This is a genomic window from Aquaspirillum soli, from assembly GCF_054781915.1.
Genome location: NZ_BAAGTM010000014.1, coordinates 18,425 through 42,407, shown reverse-complemented (window position 1 = coordinate 42,407; position 23,983 = coordinate 18,425). Strand labels below are relative to the sequence as shown.

The window sequence follows — 23,983 nt, the reverse complement described above, 5'->3', positions numbered from 1 at the left end:
AACATCGTTTCGAGTGCCCTCACTGTGGTCTGCGGGCGCACAGCGACTTGAATGCAAGTCGGAACCTTGCCCGCATTGGCGAGACCGCCGTCTCGCCAAGGGCGGCTGTAAATACGCCTGATGTTGGAAATGGGATCAACCATGCTCTCGTTTCACAATAAAGCCTTCGACTTCAGTCGAGGGTTATTTACAAGGTTTGACGCTAAATTAGCCGCCCTTTATAGTGCGCTCCCATGAACGCTGAACTCGAAACCCTACACCAAAAAGTGCTGCAGCTTGCTGCTCTCTGTCGGCAATTGCGCTCGGAAAATGCTGAATTGCGTCAGCAACTCGCACGCTCCACCCAAGACAACCGCCACTTACAAGCGCGGTTGAATGAGACATGCGCCAAAATCGCTGACTTAATCAGCCAATTACCCGAAGAGGATGATGTGTAATGGGCATACAACAGGTCGAGATCAATTTATTGGGTCAACGTTTGTATGTCAGTTGTCCTGATGGCGAAAAACCTGCGCTGATGGAAGCTGTTCGCTTCTTAGAAGCGCGAATGCGCTCGATTCGTGAGGCTGGGCGTGTCGTGGATGTGGGAAAAATTGCGCTATTAGCGGCATTAAACATCACTCACGACTATTTACACACCAAGGTTGCAGGTAGCGATGTAGACTTACTGCAATTTCAGGGTAAAATAGAGGCCATGAGTCGATTGATTGACGAAGTGCTTGATCCCGATGCCGACGAGGCACACGATTGAGCCTTTAAGCAAGTATCGAACACCTTTTTTAGTCCCCTGCGCTGTTTGCAAAGGCACAAATTCCTTTGAACCAATAATCGCAGACTGGTTTCTGGCTTGATTTGTACCTGCGTGTCGCGCTGCCTAGTTCAGTGCGCCCAAAGTACAACGTCGGGAACCACATTGAACCTTAGGTTCAAGCGAATCAGCCGGCGCGGCAATCGCGGGGGACTTCTCCTTCCTACATGTCAAATAAGCCCCCTGTGTCTGCAGCCAGTGATCTTGCTCGCCACAAAAGTGAATTGCGTCGGCAATTGCGACAGGCCAGACAGGCGCTCTCTCCCAAACACCGTCATGACGCGGCACAACGCGTTGCAAAGTTGGCACGTCCCTATCTCAAATCGGGGCGGCGGATTGCGCTTTATCAAGCGTATGGCAGTGAAATCTCGTTACAACCGTTACTAAGCCTCGCCCGACAACAACGCTGTCGAGTGTTTCTTCCTGTGGTACCAAAACGTGGCCGTTGCTTATCATTTACTGAATGGCGGCCACAACAAGCAGGCTATCGCAACCGATTTGGTATTGTTGAACTGCGAGGTGTGGCACTCACTGCTAAAAAGATGCACACCATTTTTATGCCTTTACTTGGTTTTGATCAGCAAGGTTATCGCTTGGGGCAAGGCGGGGGGTTTTATGATGCCACGCTGGCTTTTCGTCGCCATTATCAGCACTTACAACAACCCCGTTTAGTGGGTGTAGCCTTCGCCTGCCAACAGGTGGCGGCAGTGCCAACCGAGGCATGGGATTTACCTTTAGATGCGGTGCTTACCGAACGGGAGCGGCGTGTATTTTCTAGTTTACGATTACGGCGGAAAGACTAAGAGACAATGCCTGAACTATCAATTTTATTGGGGCTGATGGCAATCGGTGCCGTGGCTGGCTTTCTTGCGGGGTTACTTGGGGTAGGCGGTGGTTTAATTATTGTGCCGGCGTTGGTGTGGATGTTAGAAGCCAGCGGCATGCATGATCATGTGCAACATATTGCCCTTGGCACATCGTTAGCTGTCATGGTGTTTACCAGCTTTGCCAGTGTGCGGGCACATCATCGTCATGGCGCGGTCGATTGGTCGATTGTGCGGCGGATGGCGCCGGCGATGGTCTTGGGAACGTTATTGGGCTCACAAATTGCGGGCTTTATTCCAAGCCGTGATTTGAAATGGTTTTTCGTTTTTTATGCCTATCTTATTGCCGTCCAGATGTTATTAAACCTCAAACCAAAGCCAGAACGCGATTTGCCCGGTGCCGTAGGGCTATGGTCGATTGGTGGGATCATTGGGGTGATTTCCAGCTTTGTTGGGATTGGCGGCGGCTCGATGAGCGTACCGTTTATGAGCTGGTGTAATGTGGCCATGCAAAGAGCGATTGCAACCAGCGCTGCCTTAGGGTGGCCGATTGCGTTGTCAGGCGCCATTGGGTATGTGATTGCAGGATGGTCACAGGCTAAGCTGCCCGAGTATTCGGTGGGTTTTGTCTATCTGCCAGCGTTATTAACACTGTGTATTGTGACCACCGTGGTTGCGCCAATTGGTGCCAAAATCGCTCACGCCCTGCCTGTCTCCCAGCTCAAGAAAGCCTTTGCTGGTATTTTGATTGTGATGGCAAGCGAAATGTTATGGGGTTTGCTGCGTTAGGATGTCGTGTTGTGTCTCATCCAACAGCCGAATATGCGCAATCCGCAACGCTTCGTTAGTTTCTTTGCAGTGGGTGTAGAGTGCTAAGAGCGCCGCGCTGACCGCGCTAAGTGCCTCGGTATCTGCCCCATTGCCGCCGCGTGTTTCCGCTTTAGCCGTACAGATAATGGCGGCATTTTCACGATCAAAGCGAAAACCCACGGTTACCCGCATAAAACTGCGATAAGCCGGCTCGGAAAAAAGATGGGCGGTTTGTCGTGCGCCTTCGAGCGCGGCTTGTCTGGCATGACTAAGCCATTCGCCAAAGCCTTCTTCTCCAGCATCGATTTTAGCCAACAGAGAAGCGCTAATTTCAATCCGACCTTCAGCAATGGCAGTTTGCTGCATGAGTTGTGCGTATTCTGTATTGATGCTGCCCATGAGTATCGGTTTCCGTATGTGCACTGAGGATCGACTAAATCTGTCGTCTTTTCGGAACGCGATCACATTACGCCAATAACATGATTTTGTTGGAAAGACGCGATAGCACAGTTTAGCAAACTGTGTTGTGGCATGGTGGGCAAATTACACGAGAAACGCAATACCAATTTCCGAAAAGAAAGCCGGTCTTTGTGAATCTCCTGCAGAAACTACAGAATGATCCACAAAAACCGGCACAAATGACTTTTTGTTTAAATTTTAACTACGCAGCACGATGTTCTGTTGTCTGTTGGTGCCACTGGGCAAATAGCGTTTGTTCTTGTTGTCTGACCTTGTGTAAAGCGGCTTCTTTGACATGCCCAAAACCGCGAATTTGCTCTGGTAAGCCAGCGATCTCGATAGCAAGCGCAAGGTTATCGCTGTTGAGCTCAGACAATACTTTTGCCATCGTTGCTTCAAAATCGCGAATCAATCCCCGTTCAACCCGTCGTTCTGCTTGCCAGCCAAACACATCTAACGCAGTGCCACGCAGCCCGCGCAATTTAGCCAACAGTTTCAACGCAGAAAAAGCCCACGAACCAAAGCGGAATTTGCGAGGTTTATCGCTACCACCGCCTAGCCATTTTTGTAAATAGCCGGTGCCAAAGTAGAAGGAGAGGTGGAAATCGCCTTCAAACTGTTGCTGCAATTCGGCGACAAACTCACCATCGGTGTACAAGCGCGCCACTTCATATTCGTCTTTATACGACAGCAATTTGAAATAACTGCGAGCCGCAGCGCGGGTAAGGTGACGCGACCCGGGTTTGACTCGTTCTTCTGCTGCTTGAACGTGTTCAACCCAATGGTGGTAACGATTGGCAAGCGCCTGATTTTGATAGGCCGTTAAAAAAGCCTCATGTGCTTCACGCATTTTTGCCAGCGATTGAGGGAAGGGCAAGGTTTTTACCACAGCAGGAGGGAAGGCGAGACTTTCCACTTTAGCCAAATCGTGCGCGGCATAGCGGCCCCAAGTGAAGCTCTGTCGGTTGAACTCCACCGCCGCACCATTCAATTCAATGGCGCGTAACATGGCTTGTTCACTGATTGGAATCAATCCTTTTTGCCATGCCACACCCAACATAAACATATTGGTGGCCAGCGAGTCGCCCATCAATGCAATGGCCAAGCGGGTGGCATCAAGGTCGGCATAGTATTCTTGTCCAAGGGTGTCCACCAACGTTTGCCGCATGGCTTGACTGGGGAAATGGGCATCGGGGTTTTTGGTGAACTCACTGGTTGGGGCTTCAAAGCGATTGACCAAACCACGGGTAAACCCACGCCGCATTTTAGCCAATGATTCCGCACTCGCGGTCACCACTAAGTCGCAACCTAACACCACATTGGCATCACCTGCTGCAATCCGTACCGCGTGCAGCTTGTCTTGTTGATCAGCAAGGCGGATGTGTGACCACACCGACCCCCCTTTTTGTGCCAAGCCTGCCATATCCAACACTGAAATGCCCAGCCCGTCTAAGTGTGCGGCAACCCCGAGAATTTGGCCGATGGTCACAACACCGGTGCCCCCCACCCCAGTGACCATAATGCCGTAGGGCTGCTGAGTGCTGGGAAGAGGTGGTAACGGCAGAGGCGGCATATCATTTAAGCTAGGCCGACTCTTTTGGCCATTCTTTTTCAGTTGTCCACCTTCGACAGTGACAAAGCTTGGGCAGTAGCCATCCACACAAGAGAAATCTTTATTACAAGAAGACTGGTCAATGGTGCGCTTCCGTCCCAGTGGTGTTTCCAGCGGCAACACAGATAAGCACTGCGAAGTTTTGCCACAATCACCACAGCCTTCACAGACACGATGATTGATAAAAGCGCGTTTAGCGGGATCGGGATAGTTGCCGCGTTTCCGCCGCCGCCGTTTTTCTGCCGCACACGTTTGGTCATGGATCAAAATGGTGGTGCCGGCAATCGCACGCAGCTGTTGTTGTAGCTGCTCAAGCTCACGCCGATGAAAGACTTCCACCCCAGCCGCCAAGCCTTGCACCCCTTGGTATTTTTCTGGCTCGTCGGTGGTAATCACAATCCGTTTAACCCCTTCGGCTGCCAGCTGACGGGTAAGCATCGGCACATCAAGATACCCATCCACATGCTGACCACCCGTCATGGCTACCGCATCGTTATACAAAATTTTGTAAGTGATATTGACCTTGGCCGCAATCGCAGCCCGAATCGCCATCAGGCCAGAATGGAAATAGGTGCCATCCCCTAAGTTGGCAAACACATGCTGCTCTGAGGTGAACGGCGCTTGGCCAATCCAAGTACACCCTTCTCCACCCATTTGGGTAAAGGTTTGAGTATGCGGCTCAATCCAAGTCGCCATGTAATGACAGCCAATCCCTGCCACGGCACGGCTGCCATCGGGGACTTTGGTCGAGGTGTTGTGTGGACACCCCGAACAATAATGCGGTACACGGGCAATCGCCTCGCGTTTTTGTTGCAGTTGGGCTTCTTTTTCTTGATAAAACTTCAGCCGTTCATGAATGATCGGGCTATCAAAAATGGTTTCTAAACGCTTGGCGATAGCACGAGCAATCATCGCAGGAGTCAGCTCGCCCGCTGCTGGCAACAACCAATCACCATGCGGCAACGCCCATTCGCCCTTTTCGGCAAACTTTCCGACCACCCGTGGCCGCACGTCTTCACGCCAGTTGTAGAGCTGCTCTTTTAGCTGGTATTCGATGATTTGGCGTTTTTCTTCGACCACCAAAATTTCTTCCAGCCCTTCAGCAAAATGACGCACCCCTTCCGACTCTAATGGCCACACCATCCCGACCTTGAAAATCCGTAGGCCAATATCAGCCGCTAGGCGCTCATCAATTCCCAAATCATCGAGGGCCTGCATGACATCAAGATAGCTTTTGCCACTGGTGATAATGCCAAGCCGAGGGTTGGGCGAGTCGAGCACAACCCGATTCAGTTGATTGGTTCGCGCATAGGCCATCGCCGCATACAGGCGGTGATGTAACAGTCGTTCTTCTTGTGCTAACGGTGGATCCGGCCAGCGGATATTGAGCCCCCCTTCTGGAATCGGAAAATCCTCGGGAATTCGCGTAGTGATGCGTTCTGGCGACACATCAACCACCGCCGAGCTTTCTACCGTATCCGAAATCGCTTTCATGGCAACCCAACAGCCACAATAGCGACTCATCGCCCAACCATGCAGACCAAAATCTAAAAACTCTTGCACCCCTGCTGGATTCAACACCGGAATCATCGAGGCAGCGAGAATATGATCAGATTGATGAGGAAAAGTGGAGGATTTTGCCGCATGGTCATCACCTGCAATGACTAACACACCGCCATAACGACTACTACCAGCGGCATTGCCATGTTTGAGCACGTCGCCGGAACGATCGACACCGGGGCCTTTGCCATACCACAAGGCAAACACACCATCGTATTGTGCCCCTTGAAAAAGATTAACCTGTTGTGTGCCCCATACGGCGGTGGCGGCTAAGTCTTCATTCAGCCCAGCTTTGAAATGAATATGATGGGGTTTGAGGTAGGGTTCGGCTTTTTCCATCGCTTGGTCAACATTGCCAAGTGGAGAGCCACGATAACCGCTGATAAAACCAGCGGTATTTAAGCCTACGGCTTGATCGCGTTGCCGTTGCATCATCGGCAAACGCACAAGGGCTTGAATGCCCGTCATATACACCTGACCAGTTTGCGCGGTGTACTTGTCATCCAGAGAGAGTGTTTCTCGGATCATGGTGTTTCTCCTCGTGAACCAACCTCATCAAGTGGATAACGAGATGGGTGGCTTTATTGCGATTGATTCACCTCGCTCTTGTGGAGCGGGTTTTACCTGTGGGGTAGCGATATTTTTATCCCCCTGTGGCCAATCTAGAGAGCAAACCACGAAAGGTCAATTTGCGCCGCAACAAAGCATGCTGCGCAATTCCGCAAAAGCGGATGCAAATCGCTATAATCGCTGGATTTTCTTTCTTTCCATTAGGTTCACTACATCATGCAAGAACAGTACGCCCCGCGCGATATTGAAGCGGCTGCACAAGCGCATTGGGAAAAAACTGCCGCGTTTAAAGCAGTGGAAGACCTGAGCAAGCCAAAATTCTATTGTTTGTCGATGTTCCCCTACCCCTCCGGCAAACTGCACATGGGCCACGTCCGTAACTACACCATCGGTGACGTGCTATCCCGCTTCAAAAAAATGCAGGGGTTTAATGTTTTGCAACCCATGGGCTGGGATGCGTTTGGGATGCCGGCTGAAAATGCGGCCATCAACAACCAAGTTGCGCCCGCTGCATGGACCTATGCCAATATCGATTACATGAAAACCCAGCTGAAAAGCCTCGGTTTTGCCATCGATTGGGAACGGGAAGTGACCACTTGTAAACCCGATTACTACCGTTGGGAACAGTGGCTGTTCACCAAGTTGTATGAAAAAGGGGTGATTTATAAAAAGCTCGGGGTGGTGAATTGGGACCCAATCGATCAAACCGTGTTGGCGAATGAGCAGGTGATTGATGGGCGTGGCTGGCGCTCGGGTGCGTTGATTGAAAAACGTGAAATCCCGATGTATTACTTCGCCATCACCAAGTACGCTGATGAATTGTTAGACGATTTAGAAAAACTCGATTGGCCGCCACAAGTGGCCACGATGCAGCGCAATTGGATTGGCAAAAGCTATGGTGCCAACATCCGCTTTGCCTATGATGAAGTATCAATTGGTCATGCAGGCGAGTTGTCTGTTTACACCACCCGTCCCGATACCTTGATGGGTGCCACTTATGTGGCGGTAGCAGCAGAACACCCACTGGCGCAACAAGCCGCCGCCGCCCAACCTGAGTTGGCCGCCTTTATTGCCGAATGTAAAGCCGGTTCGGTCGCCGAGGCAGATTTAGCTACCATGGAAAAGAAAGGCATGGCCACAGGGCTTTATGTGGTACATCCACTGACCGGCGAAAAACTGCCAATTTGGGTGGCAAATTATGTTTTGATGAGCTACGGCTCTGGGGCGGTGATGGCCGTTCCCGCGCATGATGAGCGCGATTTTGCTTTTGCCAATAAGTATCAACTGCCGATTAAACAAGTCATTACCTTGACCAGCGGTGATGCCGATTTTGACCCCACGACATGGCAAGATTGGTATGCCTGCAAAGACCCTGGCGCGACACAAACACTGCATTCGGGTAAATACGATGGACTGGACTTTGAAGGGGCGTTTACTGCCATCGTGCAAGATTTGGCCACCAAAGGTGCTGGAGAGAAAACCACCCAATATCGCCTGCGTGATTGGGGTATCTCTCGCCAACGCTATTGGGGATGCCCAATTCCGATTATTCATTGCCCAAGCTGTGGCGATGTTTCGGTGCCAGAAGATCAGTTGCCAGTGGTCTTGCCAGAAAATGTGGTGCCGGATGGCTCCGGCAATCCATTGGTAAAAATGCCTGAGTTTTACGAAACGACATGTCCGAAGTGTGGTGGTGCAGCAAAACGTGAAACTGACACCATGGATACTTTTGTCGAATCGAGCTGGTATTTTGCCCGCTACGCCAGCCCCGATTGTCAAACTGGGATGGTCGATGAACGCGCTAAATATTGGTTAAACGTCGATCAATATATTGGCGGCATTGAACACGCCATTTTGCATTTGTTGTACGCCCGTTTCTTCAACAAATTGATGCGTGATCAAGGTCTGTTGCATACCGATGAACCATTCCAAAAATTGCTGACTCAAGGCATGGTGGTATGTGAGACATTCTATCGTGAGCAAGCCAACGGCAAAAAAGATTGGTTTAACCCTGCCGACGTTGAAATCACCCGTGATGCCAAAGGCAAAATTACGGGTGCCATTTTGAAACAAGATGGTCAGCCGGTGGTGATTGGCGGCATTGAAAAAATGTCGAAGTCGAAAAACAACGGTGTTGATCCCCAAGCTTTGATTGAACAATATGGGGCAGATACGGCGCGCTTGTTTATGATGTTCGCCGCACCACCATCGCAATCGTTGGAATGGTCGGATGCTGGGGTGGAAGGGGCACATCGTTTCTTACGCCGCGTGTGGAAAATCGTCCACGAGCATGTGCAACAAGGTGTGGTCGCCGCTTGCCGTGAGCAACAAGGGTTGTCTGCGGATCAAAAAGCGCTGCGTTATCAGTTGCACAGCACCATTCAAAAAGTGACCGATGACTATGGTGTACGGCAACAGTTCAACACTGCCATTGCCGCCGTGATGGAATTGCTCAACAGCTATCAAAAGACCGATTTAAGTGATGCAGTGGGTCGCGCCTTGGCACAAGAAGTGTTAGAGGCTGTGGCATTATTGTTGTCACCGATTGTGCCGCATATCTGCGAGGGCTTGTGGCAAGCCTTGCGTGGCGATAACAGCCTGTTGCAACAAGCATGGCCGGCAGTCGATGCCTCGGCGTTGGTGAAATCAGAAATTGAACTGATGGTGCAGGTCAACGGTAAGTTACGTGGCGCCGTCACTGTCGCCGCCGACGCGAACAATGAATTGATTCAACAAGCCGCCCTTGCCAACGAAAACGTACAACGTTTTATGGAAGGTAAACCGGCGAAGAAAATCATTGTTGTGCCGGGGCGTTTGGTCAATATCGTGGTGTAACTTTTTTAAGTAGCGTAATAACACATAGGAGTGATGTGCCGATGGCTTTCCCTTTTCGCACCTTTTGTGCTGCGGTGCTGGCGCTAGGGCTGTCGGCCTGTGGCTTCCACTTGCGTGGCCAAGGCCAAGTTGGCCCTGCCTTGCCGTTTTCGACGGTGTATGTTGAAAACCCAAGTGGTAGCGCCATCGCTCCCCTACTCAGCCGCTCACTGTCTTTGCAAAAAGGCGTGAGCGTGATGAGTGATGTACGAGCAGCAGATACCGTCTTAAGCGTGTTGTCAGAACAACAAGCAAAAGACTTACTGACCTTAAACCGCGCCGGTCGTGTTAACGAATATCAGCTGACATATCGTGTCAGCGTGCAGCTCAAGAAAAATAACCAAGCGTTTGGCGAGCCCGTCACGGTATGGGTGCGGCGCGATTTTCCGTATAGCGATAGTTCAGTGTTGGGTAAGGAGCAAGAAGAACAATTGGTCTGGCGCATGATGCGAGAAGAAGCGACCACGCTGTTAATGTATCGGTTGCCGGCGGTGAAAGCGGTGAGTCGTCCTTAATGCCACAGTTGAAGATTGACGAGCTCAATACTGCCTTATCCAAGCAAGGCCTTGCCCCGTTGTACGTAATCCACGGTGAGGAAACCTTGCTCGCGCTCGAAGCTGCCGATGTGCTACGCACTGTTGCGCGGCAACAGGGTTTTGAGGAACGCGAAGTCTTGACGGTTGAGGGCCATTTTGATTGGTCGTATCTGTTTGAAGCCGCGATGAGTGTGTCGTTGTTTGCCAGCCGTAAATTGCTTGAGTTGCGTATTCCCTCTGGCAAGCCCGGCACCGAAGGCGCTGAGGCACTACAACGCTTGGCCCAACAGCTTCCTGTTGATACGTTGGTCCTGATTTTGTTGCCTCGCCTAGAGCGTGCTCAACAACAAAGCAAGTGGTTTAGCGCACTAGAAAAACAGGGGGTGGTGTTGGCAGCACAGCCCATCGACCGCCGCGAATTGCCACAATGGATTCGTCGTCGGCTGGCAGCACAACAACACAGCATGACCCCTGAAGCGTTGGCGTTTTTTGTCGATCGTGTCGAGGGAAATTTACTCGCAGCACGACAAGAAATCGACAAATTAGCGTTGCTCTATCCTGCCGGCGAACTGGATTTGCCCGAGGTGCAAGCGGCGGTAGCCAATGTAGCGCGGTTTGATGTGTTTGCCTTGTCAGAAGCTTGGCTGGCAGGCGATACCGCCCGAACCTTGCGTATGTTGCATGGTTTAGCGGCAGAGGGCGAAAGCCCAGTGTTGGTGTTGTGGTCGTTGGCAGAAGAGCTGCGCACCCTAATTCGGGTGAGCGATGGTCGGCAACAAGGCCGATCCATGAATGAGTTGTTGCGTGAATTCCGAGTGTGGGGGGCACGTCAACGTTGGATTGAACCTGCTTTGCGCCGGCTATCACGTCCACAGTTGCTCAATGCTTTGAGTGAATGTGCACGGATTGATCGTTGTATCAAAGGGGCGGAAGCAGGGGAACCGTGGGGTTTATTGCAAAATATGCTGCGTATGCTATGCAAATCATAGCGCACACAAAAAGTTGGAATCACTATGCCTGTTTCTGCCCTAAATATTATGTTGGTTGAGGATGAGCTAGCGGATATGCACTTAATCCGCTTTGCTTTAAATAATGGGGAATTACCCGTCTCACTCCATCACGCTTGTGATGGCTTAGATGCGGTGCAATACCTCGAACAACATCCTGCCGCGTTGCCTGATCTGATCTTATTGGATTTGAATATGCCAAGGATGGACGGCAAAGAGTTTTTGAAAACCGTGAAACACCATCCGATGTGGAGTCAAATTCCCGTGGTGGTGTTGACCACTTCGGATGCCGAGCGGGATGTCTTGGATGTGTATCGTCTTGGCGCGGCGGGCTATGTCACCAAACCCAGTGATATGACGGTGTTTGTCGATGCCATGCATCACTTAAAACACTACTGGATGCAAACCGTGCGCCTCCCTGGCCGGTTGTTATCTGCTTAACTCGCCAACAGAAAGGCAATCGGGCATGGCCATTACTGCACAAGTCAGTCAAGGAACATTGTTATTAGATCATAACGGGCAAGTATCGCGCTTTGCTGTAGATTCAGAGGTCGCCAAAACCATTGGATTATGGATGGCATGGTTTAACCAAGCCCCAACCAGCAGCGAACTCAATACCATCGTCAACTATGTGCAAACCCAATCTCATAGTGCCAGCCAAGCCGCAGCGGCCGTCTTGACCCACCTCATTCCCGCTGCCACCAGCCACACCACCTTATTTCACACCCTGTATAGCAACCTCACCGGCCATGTCGCCAATAGCCAAGAAGCCAATTCCTATCTCACACAGCTCAACACCGGCAGTTTAACCCCGGCTGGCCTCTTGGAATTGGCAGGACAGGTTAAGCTTAGCCAATTAGCCGCAACACAAAGCGTGCCCGATGGAAGTCAGTTGGTCAGTGTCAATGAGCTAACTGCGGTTCAGAATTACCTGACCACCGGCAACTATGAACCATTCGCTGCCCAGCTTGGCCAAATTCTTGGCAGCAGCGAGGCCAGTGTGAACAGTGCCCAGCTCGCACCGCTGTTTATTGCGTATGGCAGTGAAGTCAAGACCTTGGCACAGTCGCTACTTAACCAAGCGCAGAATGGCGCCAGCCAACAAAGTTTGGTCAATTACGCCAATGATTTCTTTGTGGATACGCTGTCAAAGTTGGGACAAACAACGCTCAATAGCCGCAGCGAGATTGCCAATGCACTACAGCGGGTGGCGACACAAATTACCGAATCGTCGATTTGGGATAAGCTGCAAGCTGAATGGCAACGTGCCCAAGATCAGTTGTCGAACTGGGTGCAAAATCCGATAGATTCGGTGAAGGACAAAGTCGATGAGGTGCTCGATAAAATCAAATGGCCTTCCTTCCGCCCACTCCCAGAGACGGAGTCGATGGAAACCGATGCTGAAATCACACTAATCGGTATCAGCGTTAACCATTCAGGCAGCGAGCACGACCCGTTCGCCTAGTCGTTAGCTGTCTGTGAAATCACCATCAACATACCACCATCGCCCCGCTTCTCGGACAAAACGGCTGCGCTCGTGCAAACGAAAAGCGCGGCCGTTGACTTTATAGCGGGCCACAAACTCCACTTCACTGCGGTTCTCGTCATTGTCGATCACAGCGAGATGCGACAGCACCTGTAAACCACACCACTGTGGCGGATGATCATCTTCCAGTTCAGTCGGGCATGTGCTGGCGTGCCATGTTTGACGCAAATAGGCCCAATGCTGTTGTGTGAAGGCGCTATAGCGCGAGCGCATCAGCTGTTCGGCGGTCTCAGCAAACTTTTGCCCCAACAGCAAGGGCTGACAACATTGTTCAAAAGAAAGACCGCTGCTGCATGGACATGGCATCGGTGACTTAGCGCGCTGTTTGGCCATAAATCGTTTTCAATAAAAAATGGGTAAAAAGCGGGGGAGTGGATTGACGCGTCTGCCACGGTTGGGCATTCACGCTATCCAGTTTTTGTTTGAGTCGCTGGCGCAAATCGGTTTGGCTCAAGCGTCCGGCTTGGACTTTTGCAATCAACTCGCGATAACGAGCAAATACCTCATCATCAATAGGATTGGCACCGACAATTTTAAGTCGCTGTTGATTTAAAGCCTCTGCTGCCTGCAACCGTGTCAATTCACCTTCTCGCAAACGGTCCGCGATTTGATCTGCCGCAGCAAGCAATTGCTGTTGTTTTTTCTCGCGTTGCAGTGAAGTGTCGGTCGTGGTGTTAGGCGTTGTCGTCGATGAAGGGCCTTGCCCAAAGGGCAATCCGGCACAGCCGCTAAGAATTAGCAAAAATGCTAAAAGAGTGCCTATAGAAGAGAGTTTCATGTTATGTTTATTGACATAAAAATGGATTAAAAAAACCACATCACTGGAACAGGAGAAACAACAATGGCCATTGGACTACAACATCGTCCGCTTAGCCAACAACTTATCTTAGTGGTCTCGCTAATCTTGTTGTTAGTGTTTAGCATTTTAACCGGCGCAGTTTCATACTTTGGGCAAAAAATGGCACAGGAAAAAGCCCAAGCTGCTATGGTCAGCGATGCCCAAATGATGCGCGGGATTTTAGATGCCTATTTTGACAACGTAAAAGAACGCGGAGCACGCCAACTCCAGTTTTTTGAACGTTGGCTCGGCGGCACAATCACTGCCGACCCCAATACCCTCGTCAAAACGGGGAATAAAGAACTGCCACAGATCAAGCTAGGCGATGTTGTGTTAAATGGTAATACCGATTTAATGGCACGGTTTCGTGATTTAACCGGTGATGACACAGCGGTGTTACAACTGCACGATGGCCTGTTTTATCGTACAGCCACACTGTTGAAAAAAGATGGCGTTGCCATGAATGGCACGCCCTTACCAAAAGATGACCCAGTACCAACTACCTTAGCCCAAGGTAAAGATTACAGCGGTTTGGTGGAACGCAATGGCAAGTATTACTTCAGCACCGTACGGGTTTTAAAAGACAGCCAAGGTAAGGTCTTTGGTGGCTTGTCGGTACGGATTGCCTTGGATGGCGAATTGGCACAGATTCGTCAACTACTCAGTTCACGCTCTATCGGCAAAACCGGTTATCCCTTTTTAATGCACCCAAGCAGCGAAGAAAAAGGCATTGCCCGTTTTGTGCTACACCCTCGCTTCCAAGACAAAACTGTTGTAGAAGCGGTCAGCGATCAACCCACACAAGATGCTTTACGCAAGATGATTAGCGATAAACAAGGTATGATTCGCTATTTGTTGGCCGATCCTAAGTCGGGGGATTTGTTAGAAAAAGTGGTGGCGGTTGAAACCTCGGAGAAATGGAATTGGGTGTTAGCGTTTGGCACGTGGACACACGAATTCAATGAAGATACCGTGGTGTTGCGCAACATTATGATGGTGATTTCGTTATGCGCCGGCGTGTTGTCTGCCGTGTTAATTTTGTTAGTGATTCGACAACGCTTAAAACCTTTATCTGAAATGGTCACTGCCGTCGAACGGATGGGCATGGGTGATCTGCATGTTCGGGTGAGCAATGCCGAAGCCAACAGCGGTAACGAGGTATTACGACTGGGCGCGGCATTGAATGAAACGGTGAATAAGGTGGCAGGGCTGGTCAATCAGGCCAATGGCTGTGCGCAACAAATCGCCAGCTCATCGGCACAGCTGGAAACCACAGCGCAATACGTGCTCGATAGCTCGTCGCAACAATCGTCCTCTGCCACGGAAATGGCAGCGGCGATTGAACAGATGTCTGCCAATATTGCCCGTGTTGCTGAACATGCCAGCCGTGCCGCAATGCTCAGTAGCACCGCCCGTGAAACAACACAAGAAGGCCGTAATGTGGTGCAAAACACGGTATCCGATATGGAAACCATCGCCAGTGATATTCGTGCCTCGGCTGAGATGATTTTGTCATTAGGTGAACGCTCTCGCCAAGTGTCGAGTATTGTCGATGTGATTCGTGATATTGCTGAACAAACCAATTTGTTGGCACTCAACGCCGCGATTGAGGCCGCCCGTGCGGGTGAAATGGGGCGGGGGTTTGCGGTGGTGGCCGATGAAGTGCGGAAACTGGCCGAGCGCACGGCGATCTCCACTCAAGAAATCACCGGCACCATTCAGGCGATTGTCACTGAAACCCAGCAAGCGGCGGAGCGGATGGGGACTGTCCGAGAGCAGGTCAGCACAGGGGTCAGTTCGGCACAACAGGCCAATAAAACGCTAGGCGTGGTGGATACACAAACAGCCGATGCGGTGGCGGTAGTAAAAAATATTGCCAGTGATATGCAAGAGCAAAGCCATTCTAGCCAAGCAATTGCAGAGCATGTTGGACAAATCGCTAGCATGGCTCAGGCCAACACCGATGCCGCACAAGGTAATCGTGAATCGGCTCATGCGTTGCAACAGGTGTCAAAAGAGCTGATTCAGGCCTTGGGGCAGTTCAAATTTTAATTTTTTTAAAAAGCCCCTTGTCAAAAAAAAGCAGGCTGTGTATTATTTGTTTCCTCGCAGCAACAACTGCAAGACACCTGCCCAGGTGGCGAAATAGGTAGACGCAGGGGATTCAAAATCCCCCGCCGCAAGGCGTGTCGGTTCGAGTCCGACCTTGGGCACCAAGAATTCAAAAAGCGACGCCTAGCGTTTCCAAACAAACCCAGCAAAAGCCCTGTGCCTGCTGGGTTTTTTGTCGTCTATTGCCAATGATTGGCAACATCGGAACAAGTGAAGTTTGTGTATCACTTTGTGTTTAACCTCTTCCCAACCGCTAAACAGCAGAGTTCATGCCGATGCTAAAAACGGCCTAGTAGGATACTTGTTGTTCTTCGATGTCTTGCGTATCGACAAAAAATATCAATCGGCACACTTCTGCAACTTGGTATAATTCTGTCATGGAAACCGTCAAAACGCTGAAACTGCGCATCTAAAGACAAGTACGCGAATTAAAAAATAAGTAAATCAACTCCCGTCTAAAGACAGAAGCTTTATGGTCAGGAAAACCTGCCACATTCCGGACATTTACAAGGTCGGTTGCACAAACGGCAGTTTGTGCTATCCCCCGTTATTCGGCTTTGCCGCCATGCCACGAGAGGGATACGGGCGACGCACTGAAGATAGCGCAATTCCTCCTCTGACCCAAGTCAGGGGTTTCCTTGCGGAGAATCTATGAATATCCAGCAACTCGAAAACGAACTCTGGGAAGCGGCTGACCAACTGCGCGCCAATTCCAAGCTCACCGCCGCCGAATATGCAATGCCGGTACTTGGCCTGATCTTTCTGCGTCATGCCGACAACCGTTTCAAGGCTTATTTGCCTGACATCGAGGCTGACATCCCATCACAGGTACCTATAACCCTGCGCGAAGAACTCATCAAACTCGGTTTTCAGGGCAAAGCTGCCATTTATTTGCCAGAAGCTGCACGTTTTGACCGCATCGTTAGCCTGCCACAAGGTGCTCAGGTGGGCGAGATTATCGACGCCGCCATGGACGCAGTCGAGGCCGAATACCCAGTACTTTCTGGGGTGTTGCCGCGAGGCTATGCTGCCTTTAAACCTGATCTGCTGGCTGATTTAGTCAAAATTTTCGACCGCCCCGCCATCAAGGCCGCCACTGGTGACGTGTTCGGGCGCATTTACGAATACTTCCTCAACAAGTTCGCCATGAGCGGCGCGCAGGAAGGCGGCGAATTCTTCACGCCACCGTCGCTGGTGCGCATGATCGTCAACGTCATCGAACCAGACCACGGACTCGTACTCGATCCGGCCTGCGGCTCGGCGGGGATGTTCGTGCAAACGGGCCACTTCATCGAAGACGTGCGCCACCAACAGGCCAACGACACTGTTACCTTCCATGGTCAGGAAAAAAGCGACACCAACACCAAACTGGCCCGCATGAACCTCGTGGTGCACGGGCTTGATGCCTCCAATATTCGCCAGGGCAACACCTTTTACGACCAAGCCGAACACCTGATTGGCCAGTGCGATTTTGTGATGGCCAACCCACCCTTTAATGTGGACGGTGTGGACGCCAAAAGAGTACAAGCCCAAGTTGGCGATGGCGGACGTCTGCCCTTCGGCCTGCCCGGCACCAATGCCAAGACCGGCGCCATCAGCAACGCCAACAGCCTGTGGATTCAGTACTTCTACGCCTACCTCAATGACACCGGTCGCGCCGGTTTCGTCATGGCCTCCAGTGCCTCGGACGCCGGCAACAAAGACCGCGACATCCGCGAAAAGCTGGTCAAGACCGGCCACGTCGATGTGATGATGGCCATTGGCAACAAGTTCTTCTACACCCGCAGCCTGCCGTGCACGCTGTGGTTCTTTGATAAAGGCAAGCAGCAAGACCTGCACGACCAAGTGCTGATGATCGATGCGCGCAACGTCTATCATGTCGTCTCGGCACGTTCACACGTTTTCACCGACGAGCAACTCGCCAACCTCACCGCTATTGTCTGGCTGTACCGAGGTGAAACCGAAAAATTCGTCACGCTCGTCGCCCGCTATCAGCGTCAGGTGGATGACTGGCTGGCCGCCCTTCCCGCACGCCTCGAGGCTGACACCGCCGCTGTGCAGGCATTAGCCGCGCCGCTGCAAACCTTTGCCAATCAGACCACGCTGGCTGAGTTGAACGCCGACCAAGCCGAGGACACGCAAATCACGCAGGCCCAACTTGACGCTTTTAAGGTCGAGCTGGCGACGGCACAGGCCGACACGCAGGCGGCGGATGCTATCGCCGCGCTGCTCACCACCTGCACCGAGGCCCGCGCCGCTATCGCAACTGTTCGGGCTGAGCCTGTCGAAGCCCATTCAAGCCAAGTCACCTTGCAAGCCACGCTCGAGGCCTTGGCACCGCAACTCAAAGCCGCTGGTAAAACCATCGAAGCCCGCCACAAGCAATGGCTCAAGCTGCTGGACACGGCTGAAAAGCAGCTACGCGCTCGGCAGAGCAAAGCCTTCGACGGCAAAGCCGCGCGCGAAGCCAAGCGCGCTCTGCTGGCGGCTGATGCAAAGAAAAACGAGGACCCGACGGTGCGTGATGCAGTGCTCGACGCGCTGAAACAAGCCGCCTACTTCATCCATCAGGTGCATTGGTTGCATAGCCGCTTTCCACAAGGCTGGTTTCAGGATGTGCCGGGCTTGTGCAAAGCGGTGACGATTGACGAAATCGCCGCCAACGACTGGTCGCTCACGCCCGGGCGCTATGTGGGCGTGGCCGCCGCCGCAGAGGATGATGAAGACGACTTTGCTGAAAAGCTGCGCGAGATTCACGATGAGTTGGCCGAGTTGAATGACAAGGCGGTGGAATTGGCGGGGCGGATTGCCCGCAACTTTGAGGAGTTGATGGGATGAGCTGGCCACTGCGCCCTATTTCTGAATTGTGCGAGTTGGCTGTGGACTGCGTGAACAAGACGGCACCCGTTGTTGAGCACGAAACACCATACAAAATGATTCGTACCACCAATGTGAAAGGTGGTTTTGTCGACATTCATGATGTGCGTTATGTTTCGAAAGACACTTTTGACAAATGGACACGTCGATCCCGGCCTCGCTACGGGGATGTTATCCTGACCCGAGAGGCACCTGTTGGCGAAGTGGGGCGCTGCACATTTTCGGATGAAGAGAATATTTTTCTCGGGCAGAGACTTTTTCAGTACCGTCCAGATCCCGAAAAACTAGACTGGAACTTTCTTGCCTATGTTCTTCAGTCGCCTGAAGTTCAAGGTCGATTACATGGGCGTTCGTTTGGGGCGACGGTTCCCCACGTTAAAGTCGGTGACGCCGAATCACTCTTGATTCCTTGCCCCCCTCTTGAGGAACAGCGGCAGATTGGTTGCGTACTGTCCGCCTACGACGACCTGATCGCCACCAACCAGCGCCGCATTGCCTTGCTCGAAGACGCCGCTCGCCGTCTGTACCGCGAGTGGTTCGTACACCTGCGCTTTCCCGGCCATGAGTCGGTGCCGGTGAAGGACGGGGTGCCGGAGGGGTGGGCTAAATTGCCTCTGGGTGATGTTGCAGAAATCACGATGGGGCAGAGCCCTGAATCCAAGTACTACAACACCGATGAAGACGGGCTGCCGTTTCATCAAGGCGTTTCCGATTTCGGAAATCGCTTTGTCTCGCACGAAACCTACACCAAACAAGCCACGCGCATTGCGGAGGCGGGTGACATCCTGTGCAGTGTTAGGGCCCCTGTTGGTCGGCTTAACCTAACCCGAGACAAGATTGCCATTGGCCGTGGTCTATCGGCCATGCATAGCCGCGCAGGCCATCAGTCTTTGTTGTTCTATCAGTTGGATGCGCTGTTCGTAGAAGAGGACATGATCGGCGGCGGCGCTATCTTTGCCTCGGTCGGGAAAAAGGAGCTTTTCGGTCAGTTGGTCTTGCAACCAAGCTCCAGCATTGCCACTACATTCAATCGGCTTGCCGCAGATATTGATGCACAAATCGAGAACCTTGATTCGCAGAATCAAGAGTTGGCCAAGGCCCGCGACCTCCTACTCCCCAAACTGATGTCCGGCCAACTCGACGTCTCTGGCATCCGCCTGCCCGATGAGGTGACGGTATGATCGAACCGGTGGCCAGCTACATCATCCCTGGGGGCGGTAGTAGCCACAGCGACTACATCGTCTACGTCGACGAAAGCGGCGACCACAGCCTCACGTCCATCAACCCGCGCTATCCGCTATTTGTGTTGTCGTTCTGTGTATTTCGAAAGTCGGTTTACAACGAGCAAGTGGCACCCGCGCTGCGGCGCTTGAAGTTTGCCGCCTTCGGGCACGACATGGTGGTGCTGCACGAATCGGACATGCGCCGCCGCCGTGGGGCATTTGCCCATTTGATGCAGGCGCCGCGCGAGCAGTTTCTGGACGACGTGACCGGCACCATTGCGCAGGCTGATTTTCAGTTGGTGGCCGCCGTCATCGACAAAACCCGCCTCAAGAAAGCTTCGGATTCACCAGGACATGCCTACCACCTGGCGCTGGCTATGGGCTTGCAAAGCCTGTTTGAGCTGCTGTGCGAGGCTGGCCAGCACGGGACAGTCACCCACATCGTCTGCGAGGCGCGCGGAACTCAGGAAGATATGGAGCTTGAGCTTGAGTTTCGCCGCTTGTGCGATCAGGCGGCTTACGCGCAGAGAGGCATTGCTTTTGAAATGGTGATTGCCGACAAGAAAACCAATTCAGAAGGTCTGCAACTGGCAGACCTCACGGCGCGGCCCATTGGCTTGTCGGTGCTTCGGCCTGAGCAGGCCAACCGAGCGGCACAGGTGCTGGAAGAGAAGTTCTACCGGGGCAAAACCGGCAGCAAGCTGGGCACGGGGCTGAAGGTGTTTCCTTGAGCAGCGAAAACTGCACCCCAAAAAGCAGAAGGGCCTCCGAGAAGTCTCGGAAGCCCAACGCCGGTGGCGTAGTCGCAACCCATTTGGGTGCAATAGTAGCGGATCGACCATGACTTGACAAGATAGCTGGGATCTGCTTTTGGTAGTCCACAAGGACAAAAGGGAAACAAGAAAATGGCCAAGAAGGACTATTCCGAAGACCTGTTGATCCAAGCGCCAACAGCTGAACTGCTGGAAAAGCAGCTAGGCTGGGAAAGCGTGTTTGCACAAGACGAAGGGGGGTTCGGGCCTGATAGCCTGCTGGGGCGGACATCAGACACCGAGGTGGTGCTCACTCGCGATGTGCTGGCAGCGCTCAGGCGCTTGAACCCGGGCCTGCCCGATGTCGCCTATCAGGATGCCTTGGCGCTGGTGGCGCAAGATGACATCACCAAATCGCTGATCGCGCAAAACGAGGAAAAATACACGCTGTTGCGCGATGGTGTGCCGGTGAAATACCGCGACGCTGCCGGTCGGCTGGTCGACAAGCGGCTGCGTTTGATTGATTTCGATGAACCCAAAAACAATCGCTATCTCGCAGTGCGTGAATTGTGGGTACGCGGCAAATTGTGGCTGCGTCGCCCCGATGTGATCGGCTTCGTCAACGGTTTGCCCCTTGTGTTCATCGAGCTCAAACGCTTCGAGGTACACATCGACAGCGCGTACAAGAAAAACTACGCCGATTACTTGGACACCATTCCGCACTTGTTTCACTGGAACGCACTGGTCATCATCTCCAACGGCCACGATGCCCAGTACGGTTCGCTGACCAGCTCCCGCGAGCATTTCTATCGCTGGAAGCGACTCGACGAGGACGATCCGGAACCCAGCAAGGACCAGCCACTGTTGCCGATTCTCTTGCACGGCATGCTGCATCAGCAACACCTACTAGATATCGTCGAGAACTTCATCTTGTTTGATGCCTCTGACGGCAACACACACAAAATCGTGGCACGTAACCACCAATACCTTGGGGTAAATCGCGTGATCGACCGCTTGACCTCCACCGATCCCAAGATTCAGGCAGAGGTCGCTGCGGGTCAGTTGGGGGTGTTCTGGCACACTCAAGGCTCGGGCAAATCGTATTCGATGGTGTTTTTGACCGAGAAAATCCATCGCAAGCTGTCCGCTGCTTGGACATTTGTGGTCATCACTGATCGTACCGAGTTAGATGATCAAATCGCATCGACCTATACCAACTGCGGGCGCGCTAATGGCAAGACTGATCAGGCCAAGAATGGCGCTGCGCTGCGCTCAATGTTGCTTGACCAGAATCGCCGCTATGTGTTTGGCCTGATTCAAAAATACCGTGAGCGCGTCACTGAGGCCTATTCAGACCGTGACAACATCATCGTTATCAGTGACGAAGCACACCGAACGCAGTATGGACGGCTGGCGCTGAATATGCGCAAAGGACTGCCAAACGCCAAGTTCCTGGGCTTCACAGGCACCCCATTGATCGATGTTGGCGAGAAGCAGCTGACCCGTGAGGTGTTCGGTGACTATGTCTCTATCTACGACTTTCAGCGTGCGGTGGCAGATGGTGCAACACTGCCCTTGTTCTACGAGAACCGTGGCGAAAAGCTAAAAATTGTCGACCCAAAGGTCAGCGAACGCATCGCACAACACATCGAAGCAGCGAAGCAGGCTGCCGCGTTGGATGATCCGTGGACCGAGGAAAAAGAAGAAAAGCTCTATCGGGAATTGGCGCGGGACTATCCGATCCTGACCTCACCCACGCGACTGGACAAAGTCGCACAAGACTTTGTTGACCATTTTCACCAGCGCTGGCGTGTGGTCGAAAACGGGGGTGGCAAGGCCTTGATGGTATGTCTGGACAAAATCACCTGCGTGAAAATGCATGATCTGATCGTGGCCAAGTGGCAGGAAAAAACTGCCCAATTAGAAGTTGCTGTGGCAGCGGAGGAAGCCTTGTTTGCGGCAAAGGGCAAAGCGCCTACCGGACTCCTCAAGCAACGACGAGAGCATGTGGAGTGGATGAAAGCCACCGAGTGCTGCGTGGTAGTGTCACAGGAGCAGGGCGAAGTGGCGGAGTTTGCTAAGTGGCGGAATTTCCGTGATGAGCCATTAGACATCACGCCACACCGCGAAAAGATAGTCAAACGCGACTTGGAAAAAGAGTTCAAGAAAGCAGACAACCCTTTCCGCATCGCGATTGTCTGCGCCATGTGGTTAACCGGCTTCGACGTGAAATGCCTGGCCACCCTGTATCTGGATAAACCCATGCAAGGCCATACCCTAATGCAGGCTATTGCTCGCGTGAATCGAGTTGGTGGTGGCAAGAAACATGGGCTGATCATCGATTACAACGGCATGATTAAGAGCCTGCGACGGGCGCTGGCCACTTTTGCACAGGGTGATCGTGCTGGCACGGGCAAGGGAGAGGCGGAACAGGATACAGTGCGCGATGATGCCGAGGCACTGACAGAATATGCCGATAGTCTCAAGGCTGCAGCCGAGTTCCTGATGAATCTGGGTTTTGATGTTAACGAACTGATCAATGCCAAAGGCTTCGATAAACAAAAACAGATCTTGGTAGCGGTTAACCTTCTCTGCGAAAGTGACGAACGCCGCAAGACCTATCAGGTGATTGTTGAGGATGTGCAAGCGCGCCATCGTGGTCTCTTCCCCCACCCGAGGCTTTTCGATTTCGATGAAATGGAGAGTGCTGTCACAGCCATCTACAACAAGATGCAGGATGCGCGCGTATCACCCGATGTCAGCAGCTTGCTGCAGGATTTGTACGACGTGGTGGATGTAGCTGTAGCGACCGACACCCCAGCAGTCAGAGAGACTACCGCTCGGTATGATCTTTCTAATATTGACTTTTCTCGCCTGCGTGCTGAATTTGAGAAGTCGCCCTTCAAGAATGTCGTGGCGATGAGCTTGATGGAAAAGATTGAGGAACGCCTAGCTGCGATGGTGGCACGCAACCCCACGCGCGTAGACCTGTATGAGCGTTATCAAGAAATCGTTCAGGCATACAACAAAGACAAGGATGCAGTTGAAATTCAGAAGGTGATGGACGACCTGTTCGCCTTCAATAACGACTGTAGCGAAGAGGAAAAGCGTTATCTGCGCGAAGGGCTTGATAGCGAAACGGAACTGGCCGTGTTTGATTTGCTTCAGAAAGATTCACTCACCAAGAGTGATTGTAAAGCGATCAAGAAAGTTGCCAAGGACTTACTGGGCAAATTGGCAGATCAGCGCTTCGCGCTGGAGCGCTTGCGCAATATGGCAACCGTACAGGCGCAGATGAAGGCCGAGATCATCAAGCACTTGTATACCCACCTCCCTCCCAGTGCCTATGACCCAGACGAAATCAATATCAAGGCGAGTGCCGTGTTCGCGCATATCTACAGCGCTGGTCTTGGTGGTCGTGAATCGCGCTACCATTAAGCCAGATCTAGCGTTGCCAAACAAACCCAGCAAAGCCCTGTGTCTGCTGGGTTTTTTGTCGTCTATTGCCAATGATTGGCAACATCGGGACAAGTGAAGTTTGTGTATCACTTTTTGTTCCATGACAGCCGATGCCA

19 protein-coding genes, 1 tRNA gene and 1 other RNA gene are annotated in these 23,983 nt (G+C 52.3%); 17 read left to right on the top strand and 4 right to left on the bottom strand.

The window, feature by feature from the left end:
* The 6 genes from ACYVJG_RS10925 to ACYVJG_RS10900 form a co-directional block, all read left to right on the top strand.
* On the top strand, nucleotides 1-161 hold a 161-nt coding region (locus ACYVJG_RS10925), incomplete at its 5' end, for a zinc ribbon domain-containing protein (RefSeq protein ID WP_460431080.1).
* Nucleotides 162-233: 72 nt separating this feature from the next.
* The gene (locus ACYVJG_RS10920; protein ID WP_460431079.1) at nucleotides 234-437 is read left to right on the top strand and encodes a hypothetical protein; all 204 of its coding nucleotides are present in this window, start codon (nucleotides 234-236) and stop codon (nucleotides 435-437) included.
* The gene (locus tag ACYVJG_RS10915; protein WP_460431078.1) at nucleotides 437-751 is read left to right on the top strand and encodes a cell division protein ZapA; all 315 of its coding nucleotides are present in this window, start codon (nucleotides 437-439) and stop codon (nucleotides 749-751) included. Before ACYVJG_RS10920 ends, ACYVJG_RS10915 begins: the two co-directional genes overlap by 1 nt.
* A gap of 30 nt (nucleotides 752-781) precedes the next feature.
* Nucleotides 782-964: non-coding RNA, 6S RNA (gene ssrS, locus ACYVJG_RS10910), on the top strand.
* Nucleotides 965-993: 29 nt separating this feature from the next.
* Complete coding sequence (locus ACYVJG_RS10905; RefSeq protein ID WP_460431077.1) at nucleotides 994-1,611, top strand: 5-formyltetrahydrofolate cyclo-ligase; 618 nt, start codon at nucleotides 994-996, stop codon at nucleotides 1,609-1,611.
* A 6-nt stretch (nucleotides 1,612-1,617) separates the two neighbouring features.
* Nucleotides 1,618-2,421 (top strand): sulfite exporter TauE/SafE family protein, encoded by an 804-nt coding sequence (locus ACYVJG_RS10900; RefSeq protein ID WP_460431076.1) that lies wholly within the window; start codon nucleotides 1,618-1,620, stop codon nucleotides 2,419-2,421.
* Here the strand turns inward: ACYVJG_RS10900 and ACYVJG_RS10895 are convergent.
* Together ACYVJG_RS10895 and ACYVJG_RS10890 are read right to left on the bottom strand one after the other, a co-directional pair.
* Nucleotides 2,401-2,841 (bottom strand): cyclic pyranopterin monophosphate synthase MoaC, encoded by a 441-nt coding sequence (locus tag ACYVJG_RS10895; protein WP_460431075.1) that lies wholly within the window; start codon nucleotides 2,839-2,841, stop codon nucleotides 2,401-2,403. The genes ACYVJG_RS10900 and ACYVJG_RS10895 overlap by 21 nt on opposite strands.
* 262 nt (nucleotides 2,842-3,103) lie before the next feature.
* Nucleotides 3,104-6,601 (bottom strand): indolepyruvate ferredoxin oxidoreductase family protein, encoded by a 3,498-nt coding sequence (locus ACYVJG_RS10890; RefSeq protein WP_460431074.1) that lies wholly within the window; start codon nucleotides 6,599-6,601, stop codon nucleotides 3,104-3,106.
* A gap of 258 nt (nucleotides 6,602-6,859) precedes the next feature.
* On the opposite strand from ACYVJG_RS10890, the gene leuS reads away from it, so the two are divergent.
* The 5 genes from leuS to ACYVJG_RS10865 are packed head-to-tail and all read left to right on the top strand — an operon-like array spanning nucleotide 6,860 to nucleotide 12,525.
* A complete protein-coding gene (gene leuS / locus ACYVJG_RS10885) occupies nucleotides 6,860-9,478 on the top strand; it encodes a leucine--tRNA ligase (protein ID WP_460431073.1) in 2,619 nt (872 codons plus the stop codon).
* A 41-nt stretch (nucleotides 9,479-9,519) separates the two neighbouring features.
* Nucleotides 9,520-10,032, top strand: coding sequence for an LPS-assembly lipoprotein LptE (locus tag ACYVJG_RS10880; protein WP_022653305.1), 513 nt, complete (start codon nucleotides 9,520-9,522; stop codon nucleotides 10,030-10,032).
* Nucleotides 10,032-11,042, top strand: coding sequence for a DNA polymerase III subunit delta (gene holA, locus ACYVJG_RS10875; RefSeq protein WP_022653304.1), 1,011 nt, complete (start codon nucleotides 10,032-10,034; stop codon nucleotides 11,040-11,042). The genes ACYVJG_RS10880 and holA overlap by 1 nt, the downstream gene beginning before the upstream one ends.
* Nucleotides 11,043-11,066: 24 nt before the next feature.
* On the top strand, nucleotides 11,067-11,501 hold the full coding sequence (locus ACYVJG_RS10870) for a response regulator (RefSeq protein ID WP_460431072.1): 435 nt from the start codon (nucleotides 11,067-11,069) through the stop codon (nucleotides 11,499-11,501).
* 25 nt (nucleotides 11,502-11,526) lie between these two features.
* Nucleotides 11,527-12,525, top strand: coding sequence for a hypothetical protein (locus tag ACYVJG_RS10865; RefSeq protein ID WP_460431071.1), 999 nt, complete (start codon nucleotides 11,527-11,529; stop codon nucleotides 12,523-12,525).
* A gap of 3 nt (nucleotides 12,526-12,528) precedes the next feature.
* Here ACYVJG_RS10865 and ACYVJG_RS10860 read toward each other — a convergent pair whose 3' ends face one another.
* Both ACYVJG_RS10860 and ACYVJG_RS10855 read right to left on the bottom strand, forming a co-directional pair.
* Nucleotides 12,529-12,939, bottom strand: a complete 411-nt coding sequence (locus ACYVJG_RS10860; protein ID WP_460431070.1) for a YchJ family protein — start codon at nucleotides 12,937-12,939, stop codon at nucleotides 12,529-12,531.
* Nucleotides 12,920-13,384 (bottom strand): hypothetical protein, encoded by a 465-nt coding sequence (locus ACYVJG_RS10855; RefSeq protein WP_460431069.1) that lies wholly within the window; start codon nucleotides 13,382-13,384, stop codon nucleotides 12,920-12,922. The genes ACYVJG_RS10860 and ACYVJG_RS10855 overlap by 20 nt, the downstream gene beginning before the upstream one ends.
* Before the next feature lie 63 nt (nucleotides 13,385-13,447).
* Here ACYVJG_RS10855 and ACYVJG_RS10850 point away from each other — a divergent pair, with 63 nt between their 5' ends.
* The 6 genes from ACYVJG_RS10850 (at nucleotide 13,448) to ACYVJG_RS10825 (ending at nucleotide 23,846) form a co-directional block, all read left to right on the top strand.
* Complete coding sequence (locus ACYVJG_RS10850) at nucleotides 13,448-15,496, top strand: methyl-accepting chemotaxis protein (protein ID WP_460431068.1); 2,049 nt, start codon at nucleotides 13,448-13,450, stop codon at nucleotides 15,494-15,496.
* Nucleotides 15,497-15,575: 79 nt separating this feature from the next.
* A tRNA-Leu gene (locus tag ACYVJG_RS10845) sits at nucleotides 15,576-15,660 on the top strand.
* Between the two features lie 547 nt (nucleotides 15,661-16,207).
* Nucleotides 16,208-18,394, top strand: a complete 2,187-nt coding sequence (locus ACYVJG_RS10840) for a type I restriction-modification system subunit M (protein ID WP_460431067.1) — start codon at nucleotides 16,208-16,210, stop codon at nucleotides 18,392-18,394.
* A complete protein-coding gene (locus ACYVJG_RS10835; protein ID WP_460431066.1) occupies nucleotides 18,391-19,614 on the top strand; it encodes a restriction endonuclease subunit S in 1,224 nt (407 codons plus the stop codon). The genes ACYVJG_RS10840 and ACYVJG_RS10835 overlap by 4 nt, the downstream gene beginning before the upstream one ends.
* Nucleotides 19,611-20,387: a DUF3800 domain-containing protein gene (locus ACYVJG_RS10830; protein WP_460431065.1), complete on the top strand. Its 777-nt coding sequence runs from the start codon at nucleotides 19,611-19,613 to the stop codon at nucleotides 20,385-20,387. The genes ACYVJG_RS10835 and ACYVJG_RS10830 overlap by 4 nt, the downstream gene beginning before the upstream one ends.
* Nucleotides 20,388-20,561: 174 nt before the next feature.
* The gene (locus ACYVJG_RS10825) at nucleotides 20,562-23,846 is read left to right on the top strand and encodes a type I restriction endonuclease subunit R (protein WP_460431064.1); all 3,285 of its coding nucleotides are present in this window, start codon (nucleotides 20,562-20,564) and stop codon (nucleotides 23,844-23,846) included.
* Nucleotides 23,847-23,983: the final 137 nt, after the last annotated feature.

Coding starts and splice junctions, on each gene's coding strand:
- leuS (WP_460431073.1), top strand. CDS start 6,860: ATGCAAGAACAGTACGCCCCGCGCGATATTGAAGCGGCTGCACAAGCG.
- ACYVJG_RS10915 (WP_460431078.1), top strand. CDS start 437: ATGGGCATACAACAGGTCGAGATCAATTTATTGGGTCAACGTTTGTAT.
- ACYVJG_RS10895 (WP_460431075.1), bottom strand. CDS start 2,841: ATGGGCAGCATCAATACAGAATACGCACAACTCATGCAGCAAACTGCC.
- ACYVJG_RS10860 (WP_460431070.1), bottom strand. CDS start 12,939: ATGGCCAAACAGCGCGCTAAGTCACCGATGCCATGTCCATGCAGCAGC.
- ACYVJG_RS10850 (WP_460431068.1), top strand. CDS start 13,448: ATGGCCATTGGACTACAACATCGTCCGCTTAGCCAACAACTTATCTTA.
- ACYVJG_RS10870 (WP_460431072.1), top strand. CDS start 11,067: ATGCCTGTTTCTGCCCTAAATATTATGTTGGTTGAGGATGAGCTAGCG.
- ACYVJG_RS10880 (WP_022653305.1), top strand. CDS start 9,520: ATGGCTTTCCCTTTTCGCACCTTTTGTGCTGCGGTGCTGGCGCTAGGG.
- holA (WP_022653304.1), top strand. CDS start 10,032: ATGCCACAGTTGAAGATTGACGAGCTCAATACTGCCTTATCCAAGCAA.
- ACYVJG_RS10920 (WP_460431079.1), top strand. CDS start 234: ATGAACGCTGAACTCGAAACCCTACACCAAAAAGTGCTGCAGCTTGCT.
- ACYVJG_RS10855 (WP_460431069.1), bottom strand. CDS start 13,384: ATGAAACTCTCTTCTATAGGCACTCTTTTAGCATTTTTGCTAATTCTT.
- ACYVJG_RS10890 (WP_460431074.1), bottom strand. CDS start 6,601: ATGATCCGAGAAACACTCTCTCTGGATGACAAGTACACCGCGCAAACT.
- ACYVJG_RS10840 (WP_460431067.1), top strand. CDS start 16,208: ATGAATATCCAGCAACTCGAAAACGAACTCTGGGAAGCGGCTGACCAA.
- ACYVJG_RS10900 (WP_460431076.1), top strand. CDS start 1,618: ATGCCTGAACTATCAATTTTATTGGGGCTGATGGCAATCGGTGCCGTG.
- ACYVJG_RS10865 (WP_460431071.1), top strand. CDS start 11,527: ATGGCCATTACTGCACAAGTCAGTCAAGGAACATTGTTATTAGATCAT.
- ACYVJG_RS10835 (WP_460431066.1), top strand. CDS start 18,391: ATGAGCTGGCCACTGCGCCCTATTTCTGAATTGTGCGAGTTGGCTGTG.
- ACYVJG_RS10825 (WP_460431064.1), top strand. CDS start 20,562: ATGGCCAAGAAGGACTATTCCGAAGACCTGTTGATCCAAGCGCCAACA.
- ACYVJG_RS10830 (WP_460431065.1), top strand. CDS start 19,611: ATGATCGAACCGGTGGCCAGCTACATCATCCCTGGGGGCGGTAGTAGC.